Source organism: Dellaglioa sp. CoH-57-MRSF-20, assembly GCF_056781955.1.
Window position 1 is genome coordinate 238,142 of the sequence record NZ_JBXAXV010000002.1, and the last position, 15,162, is coordinate 253,303.

The following is a 15,162-nucleotide window of genomic DNA, read 5'->3' on the forward strand; positions in this document are numbered from 1 at the left end:
ACTTCTTACATTTTATCATATTTAAGGTATTCATTTCTAAAAAAAAAGTGTCGCAAAAAATGCAACACTTCTCAATCATTATTATTCATTTGTTTTTTCAATATCAACAGGCATTTTTTCAACAACTGGATCTAACACACCATTAACAAATTTTCTTGATTCATCATCACTAAATTCTTTAGCAATTTCTAAAGCTTCATTCAATGCTACCTTAGCAGGAACATCATCTACGTATTTCATTTCGTAAATAGCTAATCTCAAAATAATTAAATCCGTATTGTTTAAGCGTGATAGTTTCCAGCGTGATGTTAGATTTTCTTCAATAACAGAATCTATCTCAGCTTGTTTATCACTAACACCTGAAACTAATGCTTCTAAATAAGGTGGAATTACAGCCGACTCTTCATCAGGAACTTCTAACAATTCACGATAAATAGCCTCTCTATCACCATCTGGGTTAGAATTTAACGCAAATAATGCTTGAAATGCTTTTTCGCGAATCGTATGTCTAGTTACTATTACACTCACTAATTTTCACCATCTTTTTCTGAAAATAAATCGTCAGTATCTATCTTATCGGCTTCCTTTTCAGGAATAACCCCTTCAACATGAACATTTACTTCAATAATTTCTAAACCTGTCATAAATAGTAATTGTTGTTTAATCTTTTCTTGCATCACTAATGCAACCTTAGGAACAGATACACCGTAATCAAGGTAAACAAAAACATCAATATTCAACTGGTCATCTGTTAAATCAAGTTTAACACCCTTACCCAGTGACTTTTTACGGCCAAATAATTCAGTTAAATTTTTAGCAATTGTCCCACGCATTGAGTAAACACCATCAATTTGGTTAGCAGCAATTCCAACAATAATTTCAATAACTTCAGGTGCAATCTTAATGTCACCCAAAGAAGGTTCAGTACTTTTTAAAACAATATTTGTTTCTTCAGCCATAAGTTTAACCTCCGTCGATTTATTGTGCTCTGGAAATATATGTGCCATCTTGTGTATTAATAATTAACATTTCATCTTCATTAACGAAGAATGGCACTTGTACAACTAATCCTGTTTCAAGAACAGCAGGTTTAGTTCCACCAGATTGTGTATTACCTTTAATACCCGCTTCAGTTGATGCTACTTTTAATTCAACTGTATTAGGAACGTCAACACCAAGTGTTTCAGTGCCAAACATAATAACATTAACAATTAAGTTTTCTTTCAAATAATTTAATTGTTCATGCACGCGTTCTTCTGGTAATTCTAATTGTTCATATGTATCCATATCCATAAATACATAGTTGTTACCATCAGCATAAAGATATTGCATTTTTTTATTATCAATTTGTGCTTTTTGAACTTTTTCACCAGCACGGAATGTTTTTTCTTGAGCAGCACCTGTACGGAGATTCTTTAGTTTTGATCGAACAAAAGCAGAACCTTTACCCGGTTTAACATGTTGAAATTCAACAACACGCCATAAATCACCATCAACTTCGATTGTAACACCATTTTTAAATTCATTAACGGACATCATAATATAATATTCCTCCTACTATCTCGTGTATCTCATAGTTCTAATAATAGCAATAATGGACATATAAAAGCAAGTTAAAGTCTATATTATCATTAATTTTTTAGAAGAATTCGTTAACATTTGATAGCCATTCTCAGTCACTAAAATATCATCCTCAATTCGAACCCCACTAAGGTTTGGTACATAAATCCCTGGTTCAATTGTAATGACGTCGCCTGCTTGCAAAACACTGTTTGAATCATCCAATTTAATATTAGGTAATTCATGAATTGATAGGCCAATTCCATGCCCAATCCCATGATTAAAATATTTACCATATCCTGCATCGGCGATTGTTTCATTAGCAACTCTAGCTAATTCACTTAATTTTATTCCCGGTTTAATTAATGAAATCACTCGTTCTTGTGTCGTTAAAACAGACTCGTAGATATGTTTTAATTCATCAGATATCGATCCCACGGCGATGGTCCTTGTGACATCAAATGTATAGTTCTCGTAATAATAGCCAAAATCTATCGTAATCAGATCCTGGTCTTGAATCTTTCGTTTTGAAACCGTTGCATGTGGCCATGTTGAATGAATACCGCTTGCTACAATTGTTTCAAAAGATTCACTCATAGTACCTAAATTTTTGATATAACTATCTAGCCGATTAGCAATTTCAATTTCTGTTTGACCAACTTCAATCGTCGACACAATATAATTGAAAGCTTCATCAGCTAATTTTCCTGCTTTTATTAATTTTATCTGCTCATCCTTATCTTTAACACGTCGTAATTCGTCAACAATATTAGTAAATGGCACCAAATCACTAACAAGGATTTCATCTAATTGATCATACTCTAAAAATGATATTGATGATTCAAATCCCATAACTGTTAATCCTTTTTCACTAATTATGTCAGATACAGCACCCAGATAATCACGCGTAAATTTTATTTCTAATTTTTTATCATGATTTTCTAGTGCCAATTCAAATCTTAGGTCAGTGATTAAAAATTGTTGTGTATCAGTAATTAACAATACACCATCACCTTCAAAACCACTTAAATAAAATATGTTTGTCGTATCCGTCACTAGAAATGCATCAATCGAGAGTTTCTCAAAAGTTGATTGTAATTGTTTAATTCTATCAAAATTCATTTAAACACTCCTTTTATGTACAAAAAAAGGAAATCTCTATCATAAAATGAAGAGGTTTCCTTTGAGTTATTATTATTCAGCTACAGGGTATACAGAGACTTGTTTCTTATCGCGGCCTTTACGTTCGAAGCGAACGATACCATCGACTTTAGCAAACAAAGTATCATCTCCACCTTTACCAACGTTAACACCAGGATAAATACGTGTTCCACGTTGACGATAAAGAATTGAACCACCTGTTACTTCTTGTCCGTCAGCTCTTTTTGAGCCTAAACGTCTACCGACAGAATCACGGCCATTAGAAGTAGAACCCCCACCTTTTTTATGTGAGAAAAATTGTAAATTCATTAACATAATCAATGCACCTCCTTGTTATAGTCTTATTATTTAAGTGTTAATTTAATGTAATCTTGATAGTTTTGCTCAATTGACTGTAGTCCTAAAACTAAACTTTCTAAAAATAACTGTCCTGTAGCATCGTTTAACTCAGATTCTGATAGTTTAACTTTCATTAATCCACCATTATCTTCATCCATCTCAACATCAGGATTAAGTTTAGCAAGTTCGGTCAAACTATTAACTGTATTGATAGTCAATACCGAAACCGCAGCACACACAATATCTTGACCATATTCACCAGAATCAGCATGCCCTGTTATTTCAAACGCATCGATGATTTTGGCATCTCTCCGAGAAATAACTGCACGTATCATACTAGTAGCCTACTTTCAAAATTATGCGTTAATAGCATCGATAACAACCTTAGTATATGGTTGACGATGACCTTGTTTTGTATGAGAATGTTTCTTAGGTTTGTATTTGAAAGTAACAACTTTCTTTTCACGGCCTTGTTTTTCAACAGTACCAGTTACTGTAGCACCTTTAACAAAAGGAGCACCAATAACGGTTTTTTCGCCACCAACTAAAACAATTTCATCAAATGTAACTTTTTCACCAGCTTCTGCTGATAATTTTTCAATGTAAATAGCTTCTCCGGCTTCAACTTTAAGTTGTTTGCCACCTGTTTTAATAATTGCGTACATGTGTATTACACCTCCTTATAGATTACTTAGACTCGCCGTAATTTAGTGATCAGATTTAGACAACCTGACGCTTAAAAACTTAAAACGTGCGGTTGCAGTTGTGGTGTTCACAAATACAACGTTATTATAATATCAAATGTAACTTCTTAAGTCAACGTTATCCATCATTTTCAACAAAAAAGTTTGTTAAATTGACTCCGTTACTTGTATCAACGCCAGTAATTTCTTTTAAAACCTTAGCAACGTAGTGCGGTGTGTAGATCATATCGTCTCGTAACCAACGTTTAATGAAGCCTAGGTGCGCTGATGCAACATAGGATACTTGTAACTCGTTTGGTATCTTAGATACTTCAAAATCGCCTGCTAACTGTTCTCTAAAGTTATTTAAGTAGATAACTAGTCTATCATATACTTTATCAGAAAAAGCGACATCTTCTTGACTATTTAAAAGTACGCCAAACATCATTGATTCATCTTGTAAGTAGTTAAACACCCGATTTAAACAACAAACTTCAACTGGTTTCGAATAAACGTACGCTTTATCTGGTGATTGTTTTGACATAATCATAATGTAATCAAAAAAGTCATCTAAAATTTCATCCATTGCCCGATTAATAAAATCTTGTTTGTCATGATAATGCAGATAGAATGTTCCTCGAGTGACATTTGCTTCCTGAGTAATCTTTTGAACGCTAATATTTTCAACTTTGTAATGTTTCATGAGTACAACTAATGATTTTTTTAAATTTTGTCTTGTTCTCTTTACCCGTGGATCATTAGAATCAACCATTTTTCAACCTCTTTATTCATAATTAAATAGTCTTTATCTCCATTTATGTCTATTACTTTCTTATTATAGAACATTTCATCAAAACTTTCATTCATGTTTTTGATAATTTATAAGAGTTCTACCAATTTCCATTGACAAGTACCAGTATTTTATCATATACTATTAAATGTTGTTATGACTCGGTAGCTCAGCTGGATAGAGCATCCGCCTTCTAAGCGGACGGTCGTGAGTTCGAATCTCACCCGAGTCATAGATATCCATTCTAGACCGATTTATAAAAATAGGAATGCCTTTAAACGGGCGTTCCTATTTTTTTATTTAGGTGAAAACAGACTATAAAGGATAGAATGCTCAAAACATTTGTTGCATATTTGTTGCATGGATATTTTTATCAATAAATCTACTAAAGTATTAAAATATCAGGCGATAAGAAAGCATTTTCTGTCGGTAAGGCTGTTGGCAACGCTTTATATTGTATTACTGGAAAACACGTTAAAAATATCAAGCAATTACTTAAGCTTTAGTAAATTGTTTGAAATAAAACTATTAAAAAATCCCCTAACCTGTTGGTAGCAAGTTAGAGGGTATAAATATATTAACAAATAATTTTATCATATTTCTAGGAGTAGAGATATAGATTTCGGAGGAAATATATTCATGAGTACTACATTTACAATTATTTTTCTTATTGGTTTAGTTGTTTTTTTTACAGGTGTAACTTGGTTTATTGTAGCTTGGGGTAATAAAGCTTCTAATTTAATACCACTAATTTTATTGATTGCCGGTTTAGGCATATCAATTATTTCTTTTAGCGTGATGTCGGTAACATCTGATAAAGATTCGTCAGCGCGTTCATCGTCTAATTTTAGATCGTCAAGTGCTAGTGACTCGTCAGAATCAGATGATGATTCTAGTTATGATGACGATGATGATTCATATGTTGACGATGAATCTGAATCTGATTCAGAATCTGACGATGAGTCATACACTGATGATGAATCCGATTCAGAATCTACTTCATCTTTTGGCGATTCTGTAGATTTAACTGACGACTCAAAGATAACCGTTGACTCTGCTGAAAAAGAAACGTCAGTTCCTTTAAATGATGTTAAATCCGGTGATACACAAGTTGCTGTTAAAGTAACCGTTCAAAATAATGGTACAGGTCCACTAGATTTCAATGGTCAAAAGTTTGACGTCTATGATAGTGATGATACTATTGGGGAATTTAATTCAGAGACTTACTCTGGTAATATTCCAAATTCAATAGCTGCCGGAAAAAAAGCTGTAATGACATTATACTTTACAACTTCTAATGCTGGTCCGTTCTCTGTCACTTACGGGGACTCAACTTGGGAATAAATATTTAACTAATTTTAACGAGTGTATAGATACTTCAAGCAGGTGCAACTCCTGCTGCTCGTTTTTGTTTATCTACGTGCATAGGAATCACGTTAAAAGCTAAAAAGGAGAATATTATCATGAAAGTTTTTAATGTTAGTTTAGTTGTTAATGAAAATTGTATTACAGAATATGAACATTTTATTGATCCTCTAGTGACGCAATCAAAAAAAGAATCTGGTAATATTTCATACAATCATTTTAAACAATTAGGTGCCAACAATCGTTATGCAATAATTGAGCATTGGCAAGACCAAGACGCAGTTAACTTCCACAATGAAACAACTTATTTTAAAGAATTTTTAGCAGGCATCAATCAATTTGTAACTGAAGAATTACAAGTTATTGTAATGGACGCCTAACTACCCTTTCGACCACCAGTTAAGCTGGCTATGAGTGCAAGGCTCATTGGTCGTATTGCTACAAAATTTTAAAAATTTAAGGAGATTTAATTTATGGGAGCTACTTCAATTTCAGCCAGACACGCAAATACAACTCGTATAAAGGAAAAGTTGGTACCGTTTCTAAAAACCTGATTAATCGCCGTTTCTTTTCGGACCGACCTTATCAAAAACTAGCAACAGATGTTACAGAAGTCCGTTGGGGTGACGAAACAATCGATGAACGGGCCCATTTCACCTGTATTTATGATCTGTTTTCAGGCAAAATTCTAAGTCATCAGATTAGTAAACATCCAACAGTTAAATTTACAACAAAGGTTTTGAAACAAGCAATTGCAAAAATCCCAAAAGATTTAAATTATCGAACGACGATTCATTCTGACCAAGGATTCCAATATCAACACAAAAATTGGGTTACTATTCTCAAAAAATATCGTATTTTTCAGAGTATGTCACGTAAAGCAACATGTTTAGATAACGCTGCCATGGAAAGCTTTTTCCATATTATGAAAGCTGAAGCTTTCTATCAAAAAGAAACCGATACATATGAAACACTAGTTTCACAAGTACCGGTTTGGATAAATGACTATAATTTTTCACGAATTAAAATAAAATTGGGTTGTAAAAGCCCGGTTGAACACCGAATTTTTATAACCCAGAATGCTGCATAAAGCTTCGTCCAATATTTAGGGTTCACTTCATTTTATTATTTTTTATTATTGACTCAGCTTCTTCTTCTCCAGCCTCTATAGCCTTTTTTTGAGTATCTCGGATGATGTCTAAAATAAGCCCAAAAATATTCAAAGACGCCGTAAATACTAAAATTAAAACTATTCCTTTCAAATACAAAATTACTTCAAAATCAATAAAGGTTTCAAATGATATTAACATAGTACTAATTGATATTCCAACTATGGTTAGCCATAAAAATGAAGTCCACATAAATGGTGTGAATATTTCAACAAATACGTTTTTTAATTGAGTATCTGTTTTAGAAACTAAATATATGTGTCCTAAATTATCTATATCAAAGATACTTTTAACCGCAACAAATAATGCGAATGTAAAAGATAATCCGGTAACAGAAATACCCAATAAGCTTGAAACTTCATAATTAACATTAATAATATCCGGAAAAAATAAATATATTATTGTAAATATTACATTTATCGAAATTCCAATTTTAGAGTATATATTGCATATAGTTGCTCGTTTTGAAGTCCATAATGCTCTCATCAATGATTTATTATCTACCATACTATCACCTATTTATGAAAATTTTTATTAACTATTACAGGTACAATTTTCATTATACTCATTGCCCTATGTTTTATCGATTTAAGGTATCCTCGCTTAGCATCTTCACCCAATTGTTTACTTAACTCTACTGTATTTACTTTTTCTCCTCTAGGGGCACTATATATTTTTTTCACATCTTCAGCATTTATACGTTTTCGACTAGCAAGGTCCCTATCTTCAACTTGCTGGGCACCATTAGGATAGACAAGATGTACTGTTACTCTTGCATAATCTTGCTTAATGCTAACGCTATCTTGAACTGCATTAACTGATACAGCACCCATATTGGTATTTTCTGCTGTATTTATAAATGATTCTATTCTTTCAGACATACTAATAGCTTCTTTCAAACTTTTGTCATTAGTAGAAATTAAAATTTTTTCAGTTTCCAATTCATAAAAAAAATTCACTCCAGCATTTATATATTCTTTATCCTGAATATACCGTATTATTTTTCTAGCCTCTAGCATCATTTTACGACCATGTCCGTAACGTCCGTACCCTTTTAAGTTGCCTATTATATCATCTTCTAAAACATCATCTAATGATTCTTTTAAAAATGGATATTTTTTAAGTAATTTGTCCATTTTTGTTCTCATTTCAACTTTTGTAACGCCCAAAAATTCTTTTGTCCATAAAATGCCCGAATTTTTTTCATAGTTTTCTATAACAGCAAAATATTCCTCTTCTATTTTTTTAGATTGAGCAACAAATTCTGTATATTCTATAGATTTGGATAATTCTTCTTTAACATCAGTATCCTTAAAAATAAAATTTAAATATGTTCCCCTTTCAAATCCATTAGGTATTCCAAAACTATTAGTTAGATCATCCTTTATTACATTATGTTTAAGCTGTTTCCAACCTTCTGATTTTCTTTCAACGTAAGTTCTAATTATATTTGGTGCTAAATTTAATTTAAATACATAATAATTGTCCAAATAGTTACTCCTCCAAATAATTTATACTCGCTCTATTATTAAACAATAAAAAAGACAGGTAAACAATACCTTTCTCATGTGTGTATAAATATTTGGATTAGAGATTAATAACTGATATCAAAATATCATATTACTAATATAACAGATTAATCACTTCAATTTGTTCACTAAATGTTCACTTTTTGAAATCATGTAAGTCTTCAATTAAGAATGAATCAGCAAACTGTAAGCATGCTCGATTCTTGTAAAAACTGTATCTCGTCTTTTCATATCCTAAATCATCCATTTCAATATCATTTTATTTATTATCTTCTGCAATATAGACATCTATTAATATTTTTCTACTAATAGTGTCACAACTCTTTAAAGCTACTAGAACATTATTAATAACTTGCTCAGCATAGATACGTTTAGTTATGGTCTCTTCGTGTTGATTGTTCCCTGAGGTACTTTTTAGGCATATCCATGATAATTGGCGACTTAATTCCGCTAATATCCTTCTGACTATATCTCTGCATTTTTGGTAACCATACTTTAAAAAAACGTTTAACCTTATTAATTGTAGATTTTTCATTGACTTGTGGGAATAGTTCGTTAAATGAAGATATAGCATTTCCCCCTTTACGTTTGTTATAATCATTGCCAGTCAGAGTAATAGTTGTATGTATAAGTCACCTTACTAAGTGGGTTTTATGTTATCTAAATCATTAATGAAACTCAAGTAGTGTAATTTCTCTGATTACTTCATTCTTCTCCTAAATGGTCAACTCATGAATAGTATCAATAACTGCGCTACCTTTATAAGAAAAATTATTGTTAAATTTGATAATCATCTGAGGAACGTCATTCTGATTAGAGCAACGCATTAACTCATCCCTGTAAATTTTTTTGATACGTAGTCATCTGTTAACAGAAACTATTAGTCCTATAGTTTCTACTGAATGTACCACTATTTAAATATCATTTATTCAACATTCTATAGCTTTGCTATTCAGATCCAGCAATTTCATAAATAGTCAGTATTAGTTAAAAACAAAATACTGAGTTTACAATAACAGTTCTGAATTAGTAAGATATTAACCTAAACAAATACCTAGCCTTCATTTAAATAATTAATTTATCACCCAAGAAAATTTTGATGCATTTTAATAATAAAAATCATCCACAAGTTTATTTTCACCAACACCAAACATTTTTACCTACTCCCAGTTGTTATAATTTGTAGAATAACTGATAATTAGTTATTATAGAGAGGCATAAAAAAGTTTGGAGGAATTAGAATGAAATTATTAAATGATAGCACTCTAGAAAAAATCGGGAAGTTTGCAAGTATTTTATCTATCTTAATGTATGTCTCATACATCCCACAAATCATTTCCAACCTTAATGGTAGCCAGGGTAATCCTGTTCAGCCCTTGGTTGCCTGTATTAATTGCATATTTTGGACTGTCTATGGCGTATGTGGTAAAAATAAAGACTGGCCTATATTCTTTGCAAACGTACCGGGTATCTTTCTAGGCGCCATCGCTTTCTTCACTGCCTTATAAAATATCATATACATAAAATAGAATACTTACGTGCAGATAGGGAATCACGTTAAAAGCTCCATACGGGGGAATTCTTCATGAAACTAAAAATTAACACTGCAGCAGGTACTTTCGATATCATAAATACTATATTAGTAGCCTTTTCTTGGCTTATCGTTATTTTAACTGGTATCAATAAATCTACTGTAACATCACACGCTGTCTCTGGAACATCAACCTTAACTAGCGGTACAGCTATTTTCTTTTATATTATGCTAGGAATTGGCCTTATTCTTCACATTGTTGCACTTGTTCAATCAAGAAAAGCTGATATCTCTATTACTGGCCATGTTCTTGGTATTATTGGTTGCGGTTTATTTCTTTTATCAATGGTTTTTGCCCTTCCTACATTTATTTTATTAATCATTGCAGCAGTTTTCACACTCAAACAAGCTCCTGCTAAGCACTAATAAACAAAATTTAACATAAATTTCTAACGAGCGTATAGATACTTTTAGTAGGTGCGATTCCTACTGCTCGCTTTGCACCATAAAAATATTGGGGGATTTAAAATGAAAAAATTTATTAGCTTACTAGGGGTTCTAAGCGTATCAATGCTACTATTGTCTGCTTGCGAATATAGTTATAATTCTGATTCCAGTTCTAACAAAAATAGCTCTTCTTCTCAACAGTCGTCTGCATCATCCAACACAAAGGCCTCATCTTCTAAGGCCAAAGATTCTTCTAAAGAATCTTCATCATCTACTAAGAAGACATCTTCTTCTGAGAGCTTTGATATTAATGATAGTACTTCGTCTGCTAAAGACGTTCATATTCATGAATCTGAAGATGGTGCTGATTTTAATTTTGATACTGGTTCTTGATTTTTTACTTAAGTTAATTTTAAAAGAGATTAGTCTCATTCAAATAAAAACTGTTATTCAGTTATTAACACAAAAAAGCCTTCAATATTGGACAAAAATCCAATGTCGAAGGCTTTTCTTTATTAAAATTTAAAATACGAATTATTAATGATTCCTTATTTACGACGCTCAGTTGTAAATTAATTACTAATAATACGATACCAAGCTCTTAAAATTCAGTAACCTGCTTAAATTTTTGTCCAATATTATTGGTTAGCTCCAATTTAAGACTGTTTTAATTAATAATTATTTTCTTGTCTTTCAATATTTTCCATATTTTTTTTAACAAATTCATTTTCAATATCATTCCAAGACAATTTTAAATCAACTAACCCGAATTTAATAAAAAGATGCCAAGCATGTTTAAAATCTTCTAATTTATGACTAAATAAACTTTTAGAAATCATTAATTTTAACGATAAAAAGACTTTATTCAATGACATTGTCATAGGCTTTTTTGCAAAATCATCCATCTCTTCGTCACTAATTAATAATAAATAGGTCCATTTATTTTGATTGGCAATATTAAAAAAGAAACTCATTGCATCAACATATTCTGAGAGTACTGTCTCTTCATGCGTTTTGCCTTTTTCCATTTTTTGTCCACGATTTTCTTTCCAGACTTTAAACCATTCAACCGTGTTGGCTAATTCTGATAGTTCAACATCCAAGCTCACATAGGCGTTAAACAATCTCTCTTCAGGACTCCATCTAATTTTTTTATCTTGAATAACATCCCGATCAAAGCTTCGTTCCATTTGGATCATATCTGTTAAGTTCACTAAATTTTCCTCCAAAAAAATCTGCCCACTAGTAACTAACGGACAGACATTTTTTTATTATTTAAAAATCAAGGGATCTGATTTAATACTTAATTCATTTATATTATTCAAGTACCAATTTCTAATGAAAGGTTCATTCAACAAAATATCGAACCATGAAATTTCTTGGGCAGCATCCATAACAGCAACGACCCATTTTTCATTATCACTCTCACCCATTTGTTGTTGATCATAAATTGTTATTTCAGATTTAGCTAATTTTAAAACAGCACTATTATTTGCGCCTGCTTCAACCATTAACTCATTTTCTGAAGCAAGTACAAATAATTCATCGATAACACTTCGTTTAAGTATATCTTCAGACAATTCGTATCTTGCTGGATTACCTGAATCCAATAGATTAAGATCAACGCTAAATCCATAATCTTCTTTTAAATACGTCGCAAAATCAATTAACATCATTTCAAGATATTTAATCGATTTTGCGTCTAATTTTTCCAAGTAACTAACAATTAAGACATTTGTAATAGCTGTACTATTAATTCGAATCATTCTTTTACGTAAATTTAAATAAAATAAAGATTCTCCTGATTCTTGTGCAACATAATAAGCGCCATCATTATCATCAATTTTAAAGGAAAAACTATCTACGACATTAATCCCAGGTATTTCATGGACAAGTGCTTTTCTAGGCTCTGAGAAGTGTAAAATAGCCGTTTCATTATCATGCAAGTCCATTAAACGGTTAAAGAAGAGTAAACAATAATCTGCAGCACTATATTTTTGCGGGAATGTTAAATAATTAGTGTCAAGTTGATAACCCATCAAACTCATTGCGGCATCAATCAACTCAACTTTATCCTGGGTATTCATTAAAACATCTAATGTTTCCGTAAATTTAATCCCATTGTTCAGACTTAATTTAATTTGTTCATTAAAGTTTACTAAACGCGATTTTGTAGAAACTAACTGCTTTTCTTTTTCAGCCATTATTCAGTCACCTGTCCTTTTTGACTAATTAAGTGAGATAAATAACTGTAATATAAGGCATCATTTTGTTTAGTGAATTTTTCAAAATCACCAAATATACCAATAACACTTTGTCTTTCATAACCAATCAACGTATCTTCTTTGGCTAAACTTAAAACATCAGTCTCACTTGATTTAATATCTTGATATGCACTGCTGGCTTTTTCATCCATCTCAGTTAACTCTGTTAATCTTTCTTTTAACACGCGACGTTCTTCACGAATACGTCCAGCATCCCAAGGACGCCCTTTTTCTTGTGAATTACGTTTCATATCTTCGCGAATTTTGTCTTTTTCAGCGTCACGTTCATCCTGAGAATCAACTAATTCTTGACGTTCTTTATTTTGAATTGATATTTGATTAATTTTATCTGTATTAACACGTTTATTCGTTTCTTCCAATTCAAAAGACTTAGCTAATTTAGCTAGTTCTTCTTCATCAAATTTAAATTCAACATTTAAAACGTCTAAATAGCCAAATTCTTTTCGATCCCACCAATTACCAAAATGAATTTTGAATTTTCCAACTTCCATTTCTTCAAAATAGAAGAATGGATACGTATCACGTAAATATGAGATAAGTTTCAAACTTAAATATTGTTGAATTTGTGGATAATCTTTAATGACCAACTCTTCTTGAATGGCAGATTCCGAAACGCTTCTTTTCTTTAACACTAGTTGTGCGTAACGAGATTGGTTAATGAGTTGATAAACTAATCGATCATCTTCTTGTTTAATCGCCTCTCTAAGTTGATTTAAGTACTCAACTTTTTTAGATAGAGTGCGTTCGATATTGTTTGTAGCTTCACTGTGATCCGATAAATTAAATTGATTGTCTTTTATCATAGTTTACCCCTTATTCATATTTAATGATTATTTTTTTTACTATGTATTGTGATTTTTCTTTGCATAATCAAAAAAACTAAAACAATTTTACTTGTCCTAGTTTCATTATCAATCATTTAGTTAGTCATTTCAAACCTTTATTACACTTTTTTTAATAAAGTTCTAAATATTGATCTCTTTCCCATTCAGAAACTTCTTGACGGTAAGCAGCCCATTCTAATTTTTTGGCTTCAATAAAGCTTGGATATAAATGAGGACCCATTGCTTTTTCCATGATATCATCTTTTTCCAATGCTTTAATGGCATTGTGTAGTGTCGATGGTAAGTCACTAATATGATTATCTTGGCGTTCTTGACGGTTCATTACGTAAATATTTCTATCAACAGATGCAGGTGGTACAACTTTATTTCTAAGTCCATCAAGTCCTGCTTCTAAAATAGCCGCAATAACAAGATAAGGATTAGCAGTTGCATCAACACTTCTTAACTCTAATCGAGTTGATAACCCACGAGCCATTGGTACACGAACTAATGGCGATCGGTTACGTCCAGACCAAGCAACATAAACAGGTGCCTCAAATCCAGGGACAAGACGTTTATATGAGTTAACTGTTGGATTAGTAATTGCTGTGTAACCACGTGCATGTTGTAATAAACCACCTAAGAAGTGGTAGGCATCTTCAGATAATTGCATCTTATCTTTTTCATCAAAGAATGCATTACCATCTTTATGAAATAATGACATATTAATATGCATCCCTGAACCATTAATTCCATTCAATGGTTTTGGCATAAATGTCGCATGTAGACCATGTTTTCTAGCTACCGTTTTAACGACTAATTTAAATGTTTGGATGTTATCACAGGCTTGTAAAGCATCTGCGTATTTAAAATCAATTTCATGTTGGCCAGGTGCTACTTCATGATGAGAAGCTTCAACATCAAAACCCATGTTTTCAAGTTCTAACACGATATCTCGACGACAATTTTCACCTAAATCAACTGGTGCTAAATCAAAATAGCTACCTTTATCGTTTAATTGTGTTGTAGGTTTTCCCGTTATAGGGTCTAATTTAAATAAGAAAAATTCTGGTTCAGGTCCAATATTAAATTCAGTAAACCCTAAATCATTCATTTCTTTTAAGACACGGATAAGGTTATTTCTTGGATCACCTTGGAATGGTTTACGTTCAGCGTTATAAACTTCACAAATAATACGCGCAATTTTTCCATGTTCATGTTCCCATGGGAAAATCATCCAAGTTGATAAATCTGGGTATAAGTACATATCACTTTCTTCGATTCGAACGAATCCGTCGATTGAAGAACCATCGAACATTAATTTGTTTTCTAATAATTTGTCTAGTTGGCTAATCGGAACTTCCACGTTCTTAATAATTCCGAATAAATCTGTAAACATAAGTCTTAAAAATTTAACGTTCTCTTTTTTTGCCATTGTAACAATGTCATCTTTAGTGTATGCAGCTTTTGCCATTTTAT

General features: G+C 31.8%; 19 protein-coding genes, 1 tRNA gene, 1 pseudogene and 1 other annotated feature. Of the genes and pseudogenes, 7 read left to right on the top strand and 14 right to left on the bottom strand.

All coding sequences use genetic code 11. The features are described 5' to 3' along the window. Nucleotides 1–81: 81 nt before the first annotated feature. The 8 genes from nusB to AC1RPN_RS02985 form a co-directional block, all read right to left on the bottom strand. Nucleotides 82–519 carry a transcription antitermination factor NusB gene (nusB, locus tag AC1RPN_RS02950; RefSeq protein WP_409022798.1) on the bottom strand — a complete coding sequence of 146 codons (438 nt, stop codon included), beginning with the start codon at nucleotides 517–519 and terminating at the stop codon, nucleotides 82–84. A gap of 8 nt (nucleotides 520–527) precedes the next feature. Continuing rightward, a complete protein-coding gene (locus tag AC1RPN_RS02955; RefSeq protein ID WP_409022630.1) occupies nucleotides 528–959 on the bottom strand; it encodes an Asp23/Gls24 family envelope stress response protein in 432 nt (143 codons plus the stop codon). 19 nt (nucleotides 960–978) lie between these two features. After that, nucleotides 979–1,539: an elongation factor P gene (gene efp, locus AC1RPN_RS02960; protein WP_409022631.1), complete on the bottom strand. Its 561-nt coding sequence runs from the start codon at nucleotides 1,537–1,539 to the stop codon at nucleotides 979–981. 81 nt (nucleotides 1,540–1,620) lie between these two features. Continuing rightward, on the bottom strand, nucleotides 1,621–2,682 hold the full coding sequence (locus AC1RPN_RS02965) for a M24 family metallopeptidase (protein ID WP_481761243.1): 1,062 nt from the start codon (nucleotides 2,680–2,682) through the stop codon (nucleotides 1,621–1,623). A gap of 72 nt (nucleotides 2,683–2,754) precedes the next feature. Continuing rightward, nucleotides 2,755–3,042 carry a 50S ribosomal protein L27 gene (gene rpmA / locus AC1RPN_RS02970; protein WP_083478911.1) on the bottom strand — a complete coding sequence of 96 codons (288 nt, stop codon included), beginning with the start codon at nucleotides 3,040–3,042 and terminating at the stop codon, nucleotides 2,755–2,757. A 23-nt stretch (nucleotides 3,043–3,065) separates the two neighbouring features. Beyond that, complete coding sequence (locus AC1RPN_RS02975; protein ID WP_409022633.1) at nucleotides 3,066–3,395, bottom strand: ribosomal-processing cysteine protease Prp; 330 nt, start codon at nucleotides 3,393–3,395, stop codon at nucleotides 3,066–3,068. A gap of 21 nt (nucleotides 3,396–3,416) precedes the next feature. After that, nucleotides 3,417–3,725 (bottom strand): 50S ribosomal protein L21, encoded by a 309-nt coding sequence (gene rplU, locus AC1RPN_RS02980; RefSeq protein ID WP_409022634.1) that lies wholly within the window; start codon nucleotides 3,723–3,725, stop codon nucleotides 3,417–3,419. An 18-nt stretch (nucleotides 3,726–3,743) separates the two neighbouring features. Then, nucleotides 3,744–3,829: a sequence feature (ribosomal protein L21 leader region), on the bottom strand. A gap of 53 nt (nucleotides 3,830–3,882) precedes the next feature. Continuing rightward, nucleotides 3,883–4,515: a TetR/AcrR family transcriptional regulator gene (locus AC1RPN_RS02985; protein WP_409022635.1), complete on the bottom strand. Its 633-nt coding sequence runs from the start codon at nucleotides 4,513–4,515 to the stop codon at nucleotides 3,883–3,885. Between the two features lie 176 nt (nucleotides 4,516–4,691). Here AC1RPN_RS02985 and AC1RPN_RS02990 point away from each other — a divergent pair. The 4 genes and pseudogenes from AC1RPN_RS02990 to AC1RPN_RS03005 all read left to right on the top strand — a co-directional run. Then, nucleotides 4,692–4,765, top strand: a tRNA-Arg gene (locus tag AC1RPN_RS02990). Nucleotides 4,766–5,172: 407 nt separating this feature from the next. Beyond that, nucleotides 5,173–5,877: a DUF4352 domain-containing protein gene (locus AC1RPN_RS02995; RefSeq protein ID WP_481761242.1), complete on the top strand. Its 705-nt coding sequence runs from the start codon at nucleotides 5,173–5,175 to the stop codon at nucleotides 5,875–5,877. 119 nt (nucleotides 5,878–5,996) lie between these two features. Then, nucleotides 5,997–6,278 (top strand): putative quinol monooxygenase, encoded by a 282-nt coding sequence (locus AC1RPN_RS03000; protein WP_481761241.1) that lies wholly within the window; start codon nucleotides 5,997–5,999, stop codon nucleotides 6,276–6,278. 116 nt (nucleotides 6,279–6,394) lie between these two features. Then, nucleotides 6,395–6,988, top strand: a pseudogene (locus AC1RPN_RS03005) (IS3 family transposase); the annotation flags it as partial. A 22-nt stretch (nucleotides 6,989–7,010) separates the two neighbouring features. Here the strand turns inward: AC1RPN_RS03005 and AC1RPN_RS03010 are convergent. Both AC1RPN_RS03010 and AC1RPN_RS03015 read right to left on the bottom strand, forming a co-directional pair. Further along, nucleotides 7,011–7,574 (bottom strand): hypothetical protein, encoded by a 564-nt coding sequence (locus tag AC1RPN_RS03010; protein WP_481761240.1) that lies wholly within the window; start codon nucleotides 7,572–7,574, stop codon nucleotides 7,011–7,013. Nucleotides 7,575–7,582: 8 nt separating this feature from the next. Continuing rightward, nucleotides 7,583–8,557, bottom strand: a complete 975-nt coding sequence (locus tag AC1RPN_RS03015; RefSeq protein ID WP_481761239.1) for a hypothetical protein — start codon at nucleotides 8,555–8,557, stop codon at nucleotides 7,583–7,585. Between the two features lie 1,280 nt (nucleotides 8,558–9,837). Between AC1RPN_RS03015 and AC1RPN_RS03020 the strand changes: the two genes are divergently transcribed. From AC1RPN_RS03020 to AC1RPN_RS03030, 3 genes are all read left to right on the top strand, one after another. Further along, nucleotides 9,838–10,104, top strand: coding sequence for a SemiSWEET family transporter (locus tag AC1RPN_RS03020; protein ID WP_481761237.1), 267 nt, complete (start codon nucleotides 9,838–9,840; stop codon nucleotides 10,102–10,104). A 77-nt stretch (nucleotides 10,105–10,181) separates the two neighbouring features. After that, nucleotides 10,182–10,553, top strand: coding sequence for a transporter (locus tag AC1RPN_RS03025; RefSeq protein ID WP_409022645.1), 372 nt, complete (start codon nucleotides 10,182–10,184; stop codon nucleotides 10,551–10,553). Nucleotides 10,554–10,697: 144 nt separating this feature from the next. Then, nucleotides 10,698–10,967, top strand: a complete 270-nt coding sequence (locus AC1RPN_RS03030) for a hypothetical protein (protein WP_481762174.1) — start codon at nucleotides 10,698–10,700, stop codon at nucleotides 10,965–10,967. Nucleotides 10,968–11,245: 278 nt separating this feature from the next. On the opposite strand, the gene AC1RPN_RS03035 is transcribed toward AC1RPN_RS03030, so the two are convergent. The 4 genes from AC1RPN_RS03035 to glnA form a co-directional block, all read right to left on the bottom strand. Next, nucleotides 11,246–11,788 (bottom strand): dUTP diphosphatase, encoded by a 543-nt coding sequence (locus AC1RPN_RS03035; protein ID WP_481761235.1) that lies wholly within the window; start codon nucleotides 11,786–11,788, stop codon nucleotides 11,246–11,248. A 57-nt stretch (nucleotides 11,789–11,845) separates the two neighbouring features. Next, on the bottom strand, nucleotides 11,846–12,778 hold the full coding sequence (locus AC1RPN_RS03040; RefSeq protein WP_481761234.1) for a hypothetical protein: 933 nt from the start codon (nucleotides 12,776–12,778) through the stop codon (nucleotides 11,846–11,848). Next, a complete protein-coding gene (locus AC1RPN_RS03045; RefSeq protein ID WP_481761233.1) occupies nucleotides 12,778–13,662 on the bottom strand; it encodes an exonuclease SbcC in 885 nt (294 codons plus the stop codon). Before AC1RPN_RS03045 ends, AC1RPN_RS03040 begins: the two co-directional genes overlap by 1 nt. A 151-nt stretch (nucleotides 13,663–13,813) precedes the next feature. Continuing rightward, the gene (glnA, locus tag AC1RPN_RS03050; RefSeq protein ID WP_409022650.1) at nucleotides 13,814–15,157 is read right to left on the bottom strand and encodes a type I glutamate--ammonia ligase; all 1,344 of its coding nucleotides are present in this window, start codon (nucleotides 15,155–15,157) and stop codon (nucleotides 13,814–13,816) included. Nucleotides 15,158–15,162: the final 5 nt, after the last annotated feature.